The organism is Fusibacter sp. QWL-12 (assembly GCF_058683495.1).
Map to the genome: position 1 here is coordinate 2,763,075 of NZ_CM178745.1, position 12,426 is coordinate 2,775,500.

Consider the following 12,426-nt stretch of genomic DNA (forward strand, 5'->3'; position numbering starts at 1 on the left):
CCACAATCTCGCTTGTGGTAAAATCTGAAGGCTCGATGCCTGAAGATTTTTATTATATTACTTGTGATGAAAAAAGGTCATCATTAAATTTATGAATTAGAGTAAAGTCAACTCATTTATGGTCGTTATCACCACCACGAAAATAATCATAGCAAGCGCAATCATCATCGTTAGTATCAATGGCCAGTGGATGGTCGTATTTCGTTTTCTTAACTCTGAGATGTTAAGTCCTAAACCAATTAGGTCAATTATTATGGTTATAACCGATAGCACTAAGGTTGCTAGAAGATATTCTTTTCGCCAAAATTGAGGGCGATAGAAATTGAAAAAATAATCCAATACGTATTTCTTGATGGGTCTTGAAACCATTAATGTGATCATGCCGAAGAATAATGTTAACGTGCTGAGTAAGCCTAAAATTTGAAGCCTTTTGTATTCCTTTGAGCTTGTATCTGCAACGTCATCTAATTCGTGTTCAAAGTAACTTGAGATTTTTTGACTATTTTCAGGATTAGAATGAATAATCTCAGATTGTTTTGAGTAAAGATACTGAGTAATCAGCTGTGACTGGCTTTCTTTTAATCCTACAAATTGAATTCTATTTAGGTATCGCCTAATTTCGACTTGAGGCATGGAATCCAATACTTTACATCTAATTGTAAAGATCTTGTCTTCTTGATAGTCATAATCCAATGCATCTCTTGATTTGAGGTTGGCATCGAATTCGATATCAAACGTTGTATTTGATGGAAGTTGTATGGTTGATAAGGCAAGCATGCCTGTCGAGCTTAGATCTTTAGATACCAATTGGTAATCTAATCCGCGATATTTAAAATCGTAATTGTTAAAGACGTTAACTCTGAAGGCTTGCCTTCTTTGAACTTTTACAGGTTCACTATTAATCATAAGTGTCAATGATGAAATGCCATTTTCAAAGTGGCGATCCTTTACTACGGTATCAATTTCAAACAAATCTTTACCTTCTTGTTCTGGCGCTGTAAAAACGACGTTAAGATGGTCACCAATGTGAAAATTGTAAATTTTCCCGTGATAAATTGGTGCGATAATTCGAAATTGATTTCCTATTATTCCCCGTTCTATAACGGTTTTAAAACTGATGACAAATGCCTTGTTTTGCTCGTCACGAGAGGTTATTGATATTTCAATTGAGTGAGAAGGTAGTAGATATTTTGTTAGATCCATAGGATACCTCCAACAGAATTTATTGTTTATTTTCACACTATATTGGGTATTAAGTCAATATAACAAACCGAAAGGTTGTTGAGATAGGGAACGTCGGGACGTCATAAAGGACAGTGGTCCTAAAGTTTTTAAATGAGTATTTCCCATGTGTAACTTTTTAACTTGAGTTTTTACTTTTTAATTTAGGAGGAATGCTTATAATTACAGAATTTACCGATACAATTGAATATGTTTTACATCAACGTGCCGAATCCCGTTAAATGGACTTTCATATGTTTGTGAGAGTCCATTTAGTATGTTTAGAGCTAAGCATTTACTCACACTTAAAGGATTTAATTTCTTCTTGATCGAGCATGTCGATAAACTGTTCGGTCATTCTGGCAGTTAACCCCCATATGCTATATGCATCGTAATCATAAAAAACTACTGGATAGCGCGCTGTTTTAAAATTATAGTTTTTACCATCGGGGATACTCTGATACGGAAAATCCTCGGACAAGTTAAAAACGGAGTTAATAAAGTATGTTTTGGGTGGATTTTCAACGAAGTATGAAAGTGGGACGGTAAAGATATGATCAACCTCGTCAGTCGCATACTTAATCTGATCAAAAGGGCGCTTGATGATACCGACATAACAATGGATGATCATGTCAAAACTGGTCATAACAGAGTCAATCTGTCCAACGATTTCTACCTCATTCATGTTGATATTGAGTTCCTCACAGGTTTCTCGTATTGCGGCTTCTCTAGAATGCTCCACATCCTCTATAGCACCACCTGGAAAACAGATTTCACCTGGTTGAGATTTTAAGGTTAATGCTCTTTTCTCAAAGAGAAGTTCCCAACATCCGTTTTTTTCAATAAGTGGAATTAGTACTGAGGACTGTCTTTTAACACCCGAAGTATTTGGTTTATATGCTTTTATTACATCGATAAGACTATCAATCATTTTAACCCCTTGTAACTTCTAATTTTAAATAAAATAAGGTATAATGTTTATGCACAAGATATCCTACTACTATCATACTATATACATACCCAAACTCAAAGGGGATAAGTAATAGAAAAGGAGTTGCCGATGATTTATTTATTTATAGTATTCGCAAAAGTAATAGAAGTTTCTATGGCAACCGTTCGAATGGTTTTAATCACAAAAGGAGAACGGAAAATTGGAGCCGTTATAGCATTCTTTGAAGTTTCACTTTGGGTTATACTGGTCAGTACTGTGCTCGACAACATCATGGAGAATCCATTGAAGATTGTAGCATATGCCTTAGGTTTTTCACTTGGCAACTATATTGGTAGCTGGGTGGAGGAAAAAATCGGAATTGGACTTGCTGAAATTCAAGTTATTTTAAAGGAAGAACATGGTGCAGCAGTGGTCTCTAATCTACGAGATCAAGGCTATGCGGTTACGGTTTTAAGGGGTGAAGGAAAAAATCATCCAAGATATGTGTTACTTATGTATGTGCAACGTAAAAAAATAAAAGAATGTGCCAACTTTATAAAATCGATTCAAGAAAATGCAGTAATTACAGTATCAGATAAAAAATCACTTTATGGTGGATACGGTATGCTCAGAAAATAAAGTGGTTATGAGGAAATGAAATGAAAGTAAAAGAAATAAAAGTTGATTCGTATACAATTGGAGGCGACTCCCCAATTATTATCGCTGGACCCTGTTCTGTGGAATCTCATGAGAGCATTCTTGAGATCGCCAAGGCTGTCAAAGAAGCTGGCGCGCACATGCTCAGAGGTGGCATTTTTAAACCTAGAACAAACCCGCATGATTTTCAAGGCTTGGGTTTAGAGGGACTAGAGTTCATGCTTGAGGCGAAACGATTGTATCAGTTACCTATTGTTACTGAACTCATGGATGAAAAGCATCTCTCTAGATTTGTTGACGATGTGGATGTGATCCAAATCGGATCTAGAAATATGTACAATTACAGTTTATTAAAAGCGGTGGGAGAGACTCAAAAACCGATCCTTTTAAAACGTGGCTTTAGTGCTACCGTAAAAGAATGGATATTAGCAGCAGAGCATATTCTCAAAGGTGGTAATGAAAATGTGATTTTTTGTGAGCGGGGAATTAGAACCTTTGAAACCTATACAAGAAATACATTAGACTTAACTGTAGTTCCAATTATTCAAAAGGAAACTGGACTTCCAATTATCGTCGATCCTAGTCATGGTACTGGAAAACGAGAATTGGTTGAGATTATGTCAAAAGCAGCTCTTGCTTGTGGCACAAATGGCTTGCTGATTGAATCACATATTTCACCTGATTTATCTATATCAGATAAAGACCAAACGATTGATATTGAGACCTTGAGTCGTATCGTTTGTGCTACGCAGCTATAAGCAGTAAACATGATTTGGAATGCAACCGTTTAAAAAAGGAGAACCTGTAAATCTAATGAATAGATTTTAAGGTTCTCCTTTAAATTTTTTGTAATAAGGACTTTCTGATTTAGACAACTTAATTAGTTAATGCTGTTTGCGCCATTTGAGAAGAATTTTAAATATTGATTATTTTTATCGATATACATAATGGTATCTTCATCAATTGTGTTTTCATAAGACTTAAGTGTACGCCAAAATTCATAGAAATCAGGATCCTTACTAAAGCCACTTGCGTAGATTTCAAGTGCAGTTGCATCCGCCTCACCGCGAATTTTTTCAGACTCTTCAATGGCACTTGCTTTAATTTGTGCCACGTTTCTATCTGTATCTGCTACTGTGTTTTGATAGAGTTCAAGTCCTTCTGATCTAATTTGTTGAGCGATCGCTTCACGTTCTGCTACCATTTTCTTATAAGTAGAATCGATATTTGATGCAGGAACAATGGTGCGATAGACATCGATATCAGTTAGCTGAATGCCTTGGGTAGCAAGATTGTTATTAAGCTCAACCATCGCTTCTTGAAGCACAGTTTGTAATGCCTCTTTGTTGTTTAAGAAGTCTAAGCTGCTCAAACGATTGATTCTATCAATGATAACGGCATAAGTGATTTCGTCAATTTTTGTGTTAGCGCCAGTGACAGTTCCAAGTGAAGATCTAAAGATCCCTGGGTGAGTAATCTCCCATTGTGCAAACATGTTTATTTCATATTTGATTTTGTCCTTAGTATTAATTTTAGCAGTGTTTGAAATATAAGTTAAAAGCTTGCTTGTATCTTTGTCGACTGTTGTAATAAATGGCACTTTGAACTTTAAGCCTTTAGAAGTTACTATTTTGACGTCTTTAAATCTTGGGTCAAGGTCATTCTGTAACTGTGCATCCTTGTTATCTGCATCTACAACGATGGCTTTAATTTCTCCAAGTTCTCTTACGGTAGCCACTTCATCTTCTCTAACGATATAGAAGCAGTTGGTTAAAACGACGATGGCGGCAATAATTATAATAAAACCAACCACTGTAGCAACACTTTTCTTAGCTTGAGATTTCACATCTTTGAATTTATCTCTAGCTTGCGAAAACTCATCTCTAACGGTTTCTTGAGATTCTTGTTTATGTTCACCTTGATTAATATTCATTATTGTGTACCTCCTGTTGGTTGGAGTGGTAAAAACTTAAGAACATTATCGTTATCAAAGTCAATAATGTATTTGTTTTTAGCTGTTCCTAAAATTTTCTCCATTGTTTCGATATAGAGTCTCGTTTTTGTGATGTCCTTAGAAACCACATATTTATCATAAACTTGGTTAAAGTTAGTAACATCACCTTTGGCTTGAGCCACCTTTTCAGCTTTGTATGATTCTGCTTCTTGAATCATTTGATAAGCTTCAGCACGCGCTTTTGGCAGCATTTCGTTTGAATACTTATCCGCTTGACTCTTATAAGAATCTTTTTCATTTGAAGCGATGTTCACGTCATCGTAAGCGTATTGAACGTCTTCTGGAAGTAAAACATCGGTTAACTTGACTTCATTTACTAAAATACCGACGTTATAAGTAGCCAGTTTTCTTTTTAAGTCAGGTAAGATTTCTTTTGCGATACTGTCCTTGTTAACCAGTGCTTCATCTAAAATTTGATTTTGGATATTGCTTCTTAATACACTTTCAAATGCAAGTCGGATGGTACCTTCTTGATCGTCAACGTTGTAGTGATAAGCTGCGACATCTGTGATTTTGTACTGAATAACCGCACCGATATTGATTAAATAGGAGCCCTTAGTCAATACGATTTGCTCACTACCAACATCCTGATAAGTTGCTGCAGATGAAGTCGTCGGATCGCTGAGTGGTCGATAGCCGTATTGTAGTGAGTAAATTTCATTGGTATTGTAAATGATTACTTTGTCGATGAATGGAATTTTAAAGTGTAAACCAGCGGTAGTATTTACACTAGACAACTTTCCAAATCTTTCAATGATTGCTTCTTCAGCATTGTCAAGCGTGTAGTAGCTGCTAAGAAAAACAGACGCTATGATAATGATTAAAGGAATCAGAACAAACAATTTTCTTGCTTTCATAGTTTCCTCCTCGTTTCGTTATATTACTAGTTTATAAGTTTGTCACAGAAAATACAATTAATAAACCATTAAATGTGGCAAATTTTGAAGCGCTACATCACAAATTAAATTAAGGCTCTTTTAACGCTTTTTTAAGGATTTCTCTGTAATACTTTAAGAGAAGGCTTAACAAACTGCCATGAAGCGGTTAGAATAGTACTATGTTTAAAGATCAGGTATGGGGGATTCAAATGTCAATTAAGTCAAATGAAAGAATGCTAGGTTACTATATTAGAAGGATTGGTGAGCGATATAAAGCGCATCATATTACTGCATTTGCTGGTCAAATGGCGTACTTCTTTGTATTGTCGTTTTTTCCTTTGTTGATATTTATCATTTCAATTGTATCCAAGCTGAACATTAACTATGATTTCGCTTTAGAAATACTTCAAAGGTTTATTCCAAGTAATATTAGTAAAATGGTTACTGATTTTGTTGGGCAAACCATCATGACTGAGGGGCTAACGGTTTTATCAATTTCCGGGATTACGATGCTCTATTCTGCATCTCGTGCGATCAGTGCACTTCAAAGATCTATTAACATGTCCTATGACGTAAGTGAAACTCGTAATTTTATTTTGGTTAAATTAATGGGAATGTTTTATACGCTGATGTTTATTTTGATTATTGTGTTGTCGTTACTTGTACCTTCTGTTTTCCAAGGCATTTTTGATTTTATTAACACCTATATTAAATTCAGTATTGATGATTATTGGTTAGATCTTGCACATTTACTCAGAAATCTTCTACTTTTCATCAGCTTTATTTTCGTTTTTCTTTCAATCTATTTGTTTTTACCAAACAAAAAAGTACACCTGACAGAAATTCTGCCAGGTGCTGGTTTTGCTGTTATAGGTTCATTAACGACAAATTATATATTTACGAGTATCGTGACCAAATTAACGGATTATTCCATTGTATATGGATCACTATCAGCGATCGTTGCATTTATGGTATGGGTTTATTTCATGGCGTTGATTATCATAATTGGTGCAGAAATTAACGCAATTACATTAAATCTTAAGCACGAAGATCGATAATGGACCCTTCAATTCGATCACTTGCTAGAATGCTTTGAATTTTTAGATAGACCCTTGATTGTAACTCCATAAAACCATCAGGTAATTTAAATAAAAATTTGAATTTATCAGGCTGATCGCACAATGTCTTGAAAAATAGGGTTCGATTTAGCTTGAACTGATATTTAGTATGTGTCAATCCAATTGCTTCAAGACGCTCTTCAAAATCGTTTGTAATACTCTCTACAACAAATGTGAAATGCGTACCATACATTCGATCGCATTGACGCGCCTTATCAAATAGTAAGTGAATGGCTTCGATTAAATCAAGTGCGCCGGATATAACTTCTTCTTCATGTTGCTTGTAATAGCTTTCCATTGTTTGATCATTGCTATCGTGCTCTGAAAGTCGAATAAATGATGCTTTTAAGTTGTGTGCATTAGAGTAAAACAAATCAATGATGAAGCGTTCATTTCCAGATCGATGGTCAGGAGTATTATGCACTTCACCTTTTCCGTAAACATGTGTTACGGGTTGTGACTTTTGTGTACTTTTAACATTACTTACTGGAACTTTGCTATAATTTGATACTGCTGGACTTTTCGTAATATTAGCCATAGTACTCCCTCCTTTCTCTTTCTAATACATATATCGGCATAAATTCAGTATTTATTAGTTTTGCAAAGTTCTTGTAATAAAATCGATACAAGCAGGTGTTAATTAGAAGCTTCAACAACTCTTGGATATGTTATAATATCAGTAAGACTATTTACGAGAGGTGTTGTGATGATCAATCGTATTCAAGCAATTACTGTTGAACTAGAGAAAGAACTGCTCAATCGATCATTTCTTAAGAATTTTGGGATTACACGTAAAGCGATTATAGATTTAACCAGCGATGAAAGATTTAAGGAGCAACTCAAAAGCATGATGGATAATAATTTATATTCCTGTCAGGCTGTTTTCGAGTTGCTTTTACCATTTTTTGATTCTAATTCTGTTCAAATGGATCAAGAAGCTTGGTTGAATTACTTTTATCAGTATGCACTTCATTTTTCATTTCCAGATGCAATTACAACAACGCTTACTGTGGCTAAAAATAAAGTAGCAGAAGTTTATTTGCGCACATTAAAAATAGTGGCTCAATGGCAAATGCATTCAAAGGATGATACATGGCAGAGCCAGTATCCACTTGAGCTATTAACAGATAAAGAAATTGATGCCTTAGAGGATAAAACTGAGTACCTTGCATTTAAAAGGGCTTATCAGCATTTATATGTCTATGAAATGATGAAACTCAATCAAGAAGTGATTGGTTACACGACATTAGATCATATTTGTGGCGTTAATCACTTGGCGATGAAAACCGCTAGACAGCTGAAGGCAGCGGGCTTTCCAATTGACCTAGGTAGGGTTTCAGGTGCTGCAATTGGCCACGATGTAGGTAAATTTGGATGTAAACCAGACGAAATGAAAAGAGTGGCTTATTACCACTATTTTTATACAGGAGAATGGTTTGAAAATCATGGAATTGTCTATATTCGTAATGTTGCGATCAACCATTCAACATGGGACCTAGAGCTAGATGCTTTACCGATTGAATCCTTAATTTTAATACACAGTGATTTTAGGGTTAAAGCTGAAAAAGTTAATAATAAATCAGTAATGCGATTTTATAATCTAAAGGATTCATTTGATGTAATCCTTGAAAAACTTGATAACGTAGACGCCGCAAAAGAAAATCGCTATCGTAAAGTATATGCAAAATTAAGAGACTTTGAGGCCTTTCTACAAGATTTGGGGATTAAAACTGAACCAAATGAAGCGTATGATTTGAACGTTCAATACACGCCAACCGCAGTGCGTAAATATTTCACACTGATGCAAGGTGAGGAAATTTCGAAGAATGTGATTTTTTCGTCTATTGATCATAACATTGAGTTGCTTTATCGACTTAGAGATGAGGCTTCTCTTAATAAAATGCTTGAACCTGTCCGAAATAGTAGAGATTTAACCAGCTTAAGAGGTTACATTGCTATTATGGAGGAATACTATAATTATCTAACTCAGAAGCAAAAACAGATCATGCTGAGTTTTTTATACGAAAAATTAGTATTACCGGAAGAGGATATACGCAAACAATGTGCAGAATTAATTGGTACGATAATTGCGTCATATGATGAGGAAATAAGAAAAGAAACACCCCCAAGTGCAGATCAAGAAGCGCAAGTATTGGATACGATTGGTTTACTAAAAATCTATATTGATAAGTTCTTAAATCCTGAGAACAAGATTATTGATCGTCATAAGAAGTTTATCAGTTACAGTATGAGAGATATGCTAGACGCTTATTTCAAGCATCTTAAAGGGACAGAAAAGCGCATTAAGAGCTTTGAAGTGACTGTGAATTTCTTTACTGAATACAGTGAGCACGAACAGATTCGTTTTTATTTAATTAAATCTGCAAGGATCTTACCTTTTTCCGAATTCACACATGAACAAACCTATACGGTTTTGAACTTTGTCTCCAATCTCCTAACCAGTCCTGAATATAAGGTTAGGTTGAGAGCGTATAATTTGATCTATTCCATCTTACCGCTATCAAGCAAAACGGTTATAGAGCAAGCAAAGGTTGCAAGAGTTCTAGAAGATGTTGCAACTCTAAATGACCCTGCAGAAAATTATGCGAGATTAAAGCTAGCTGAACAGCTTAAACTTGATGAAGAAGTAATTGAGCAATTTAAAGCCATATGCCTAGACGATTTACAATATACCAGTAACATCTTTCTTAGTAATTTGAAAACGGCGACACTTGATGTTGCAAAGCGCTTCCAAATTGAGCTTTTAATGAGAAATACGCTTTTATACGATTATGAAAACTGTTTTTATATGGCAATGCATCTATGCAATTTGCTAAAAGTAAGTGCACTAGAGTCGGTTAGAAATACTGCTGGACGAATGCTTTTAAATTTGATTCCACATCTCAGCTATGAGCAAAAGAATGATATTGCAGTGGAATTGTTACGTGCACTTGAAATGGAAAGTTACGAGTTCACTAAATATATTCCGCCTTATCTAGGTAAAATCATACTATCTGTAAAGCCGAAAGAGTTAGATGAAATTATCGAGAGCTTTGAGAAAAAAATGAGCACAAACAATGAAAAACTCATTGCCCTTATTGAAAAGACAGTAGGCTATGCCATTGCACAGTATGCGGATTACAAGTACGCCTTTAAGGAAGAACTAGAAAATCATAATAAGAGAGTCCTTAGATTGTTTGGTGTGCTATTTAACGGCTTCGTTCATGGCTCAAGCTATGTTAATCAAGTTGCATTTTCAGTGATTGCCAAGGACATTCTAACGGACAAAAATCTGACGCTCAGAAAAAAAGAGTTCCTTTATCGAATGGTCATTAAAAAAGTAATGTCACTAATGATTAACACCGATGAGGGTGAAGAACTTATTTTTTATAACAATACGGCTTGCTTGAAGTATATTTATAGCTTTATTTCAGAGTTTACACATGAAATAGGGCCAATACCGCTTAAGCCCAATAATAAAATTGCATTTTTTCCTGGTGCTTTTGATCCTTTTACACTTGGACATAAACAAATTGCTAATGATATTAAGAATTTAGGTTTCGAGGTCACACTTTATGTAGATGAGTTCTCATGGTCAAAAAGGACACAACCCAATCTGATTCGACGCAATATCATTAAGAAATCAATTGCTAGTGAAATTGATATCTATCAATTCCCTAGGGATATCTCTATCAATATTGCAAATGAGAAAGATTTAAAACGATTAAAAGAGTTATTTCCAGAATCAGAAATCTACATCGTTGTCGGTTCAGATGTCATATTGAATGCATCCGCTTACAAGGGGCAAACGCCAGGTATTATCAATGAAATACCACATATTGTCTATGAAAGGTTTTATGATCAAGCAGAAGAGGAAATGCATCAGAAGCTGGACGAGAAGCTAAAATATCTTCATCCAAATTCTTTGAAGTTTTCTTTACCGAAGGATTATGAACATATAAGTTCTACTTTGATTAGAGATTACATCGATGAAAAACGCGATATTTCAACACTTATAGAGCCACTTGCGCAGAATTATATCTATGAAAAGAGCTTGTATCAACGTGAACCTATGTATAAAAGTATGATGACGACCAAGTCAATTTATTTAGAAGTTCTTGAGCAATTAGAGGATTATTTATTAGACGAAATTGCTGATCTTTTCGGATCAGATGCTGACGAGATGATAGGTAATTTGGTTAAAGTTTCAGAATACCCTAGCTTTAAGCTCTATGTGCTTCGAAGTCTTGAAAAAAGTGGAGAAATCGTCGCTATAAGCGTGAGCCATTGGCTGAGAGCCACTGAGATTCACCATGAGTTTAATGATGAGATGATTATAAGATACATCCGAACCAATTCAATTGGTAGAATTCTTGTAATTGACGGCATCATAAAAAGAAAAAATACAGATATAAGAAATACAGAACAGATTATGCTAACTGAAACCATTGCGCATGCTCTTTCTAGGGATTACACTTACTGTATTTATAAAGAGGCTTTTAAAGGCACAACGACAAAAGAAATTCATGATGTATTAGAAATACAGGGTTTTATCAATTTGACATCAGCAAAAACTGCTGAATTGGTACACGTTGTCAACATGTCTGCGCCTTGTACTTTAAATTTAGATATTCACTCCATGTTTAAAGAGCCCTATAGAAACACACCTGAGATTCTGAGTGCTATGGCAAAGGCGAGACATAGGCTGCAGCTATCGATGACACAGCTATATCCAGGTAATTTAGTTTTGAGCTTTGACCGTGCGATGATCTATGAAAACTTGATTAAAAAGGTCTGTGAAGAAAATAATATGCCAACGGTTCCAATTATTCCTAAAACAGTTGGCGAAGCAATGTGTGTGCCATTTGGTGCTGTTTTTAAGAGATGGTTGATTCCTAATACTGTAACCAAAACACTACATGCAGAAAAATACTTTTCACCAGATCTCATGACACATCAAATTAAAGAGTATCCGTTTTATTTAGACATCGAGAATCAAATAAAAATGTTAAAATCGTTTAATCGACCTGTGATTTTAGTTGATGACCTTTTAAATAAGGGGTATCGAGTTAAAGCATTAGAACCGTATTTTAAAAAGTACGATGTAGAGATCAAGCGATTTATTGTGGCAATTATGTCCGGCCAGGGGAAAGAAATTGCAGAATCTATGGATATTAATGTAGATTCAGCATATTTTATCCCTAAAATTAAAGTTTGGTTTTATGAAAGTAAGCTATATCCATTTATCGATGGAGATGCGGTTTGGAGAGGTGGCATACCTGAGAGAAATCTAATCAACTCAATCAATCTCGTGTTGCCTTATGCATCTGCTTCCTATGTTGCTGATACTACTAAGGAGGCAATCTATAATTTATCTGAGACGGCTTTGACTAATGCAATTGAGATAATGTGTGCAGTCGAAATGGTATATGAGCGACTTAATGATCGTTTGTTAACGATTGATCGATTGGGGGAAGTATTAAATACACCAAGATATCCTGATAAAGGACGACATATTTTTTATTCTGATAACATCAAGCCTTCAGAGTATATTAAAGACGATTTAGAGCAATTGAAAAAAATGAAGACAATCTATATAGGGTGATG

General features: G+C 35.1%; 9 protein-coding genes. 4 read left to right on the top strand and 5 right to left on the bottom strand.

Annotated elements, in window-relative coordinates; translation table 11 throughout:
* Positions 1-96 precede the first annotated feature (96 nt).
* Positions 97-1,203 (bottom strand): PilZ domain-containing protein, encoded by a 1,107-nt coding sequence (locus AC4PID_RS13265; protein ID WP_492132488.1) that lies wholly within the window; start codon positions 1,201-1,203, stop codon positions 97-99.
* A 313-nt stretch (positions 1,204-1,516) separates the two neighbouring features.
* Positions 1,517-2,152 carry an NUDIX hydrolase gene (locus AC4PID_RS13270; protein ID WP_492132489.1) on the bottom strand — a complete coding sequence of 212 codons (636 nt, stop codon included), beginning with the start codon at positions 2,150-2,152 and terminating at the stop codon, positions 1,517-1,519.
* Between the two features lie 129 nt (positions 2,153-2,281).
* On the opposite strand from AC4PID_RS13270, the gene AC4PID_RS13275 reads away from it, so the two are divergent.
* Complete coding sequence (locus AC4PID_RS13275) at positions 2,282-2,791, top strand: DUF2179 domain-containing protein (protein ID WP_492132490.1); 510 nt, start codon at positions 2,282-2,284, stop codon at positions 2,789-2,791.
* 20 nt (positions 2,792-2,811) lie between these two features.
* Positions 2,812-3,567, top strand: coding sequence for a 3-deoxy-7-phosphoheptulonate synthase (gene aroF, locus AC4PID_RS13280; protein WP_492132491.1), 756 nt, complete (start codon positions 2,812-2,814; stop codon positions 3,565-3,567).
* Between the two features lie 122 nt (positions 3,568-3,689).
* Here the strand turns inward: aroF and hflC are convergent, their stop codons facing one another.
* Both hflC and hflK read right to left on the bottom strand, forming a co-directional pair.
* Positions 3,690-4,742 (bottom strand): protease modulator HflC, encoded by a 1,053-nt coding sequence (gene hflC / locus AC4PID_RS13285; protein WP_492132492.1) that lies wholly within the window; start codon positions 4,740-4,742, stop codon positions 3,690-3,692.
* Positions 4,742-5,680 (bottom strand): FtsH protease activity modulator HflK, encoded by a 939-nt coding sequence (hflK, locus tag AC4PID_RS13290; RefSeq protein ID WP_492132493.1) that lies wholly within the window; start codon positions 5,678-5,680, stop codon positions 4,742-4,744. The genes hflC and hflK overlap by 1 nt, the downstream gene beginning before the upstream one ends.
* Positions 5,681-5,880: 200 nt before the next feature.
* Here hflK and AC4PID_RS13295 point away from each other — a divergent pair, with 200 nt between their 5' ends.
* A complete protein-coding gene (locus AC4PID_RS13295) occupies positions 5,881-6,759 on the top strand; it encodes a YihY/virulence factor BrkB family protein (protein ID WP_492132494.1) in 879 nt (292 codons plus the stop codon).
* Here AC4PID_RS13295 and AC4PID_RS13300 read toward each other — a convergent pair.
* A complete protein-coding gene (locus tag AC4PID_RS13300; RefSeq protein ID WP_492132495.1) occupies positions 6,740-7,357 on the bottom strand; it encodes a hypothetical protein in 618 nt (205 codons plus the stop codon). The two genes, AC4PID_RS13295 and AC4PID_RS13300, sit on opposite strands and share 20 nt — an antisense overlap.
* A gap of 168 nt (positions 7,358-7,525) precedes the next feature.
* Here AC4PID_RS13300 and AC4PID_RS13305 point away from each other — a divergent pair, with 168 nt between their 5' ends.
* Positions 7,526-12,424 (top strand): cytidyltransferase, encoded by a 4,899-nt coding sequence (locus AC4PID_RS13305; protein WP_492132496.1) that lies wholly within the window; start codon positions 7,526-7,528, stop codon positions 12,422-12,424.
* The last annotated feature ends 2 nt before the right edge of the window (positions 12,425-12,426 follow it).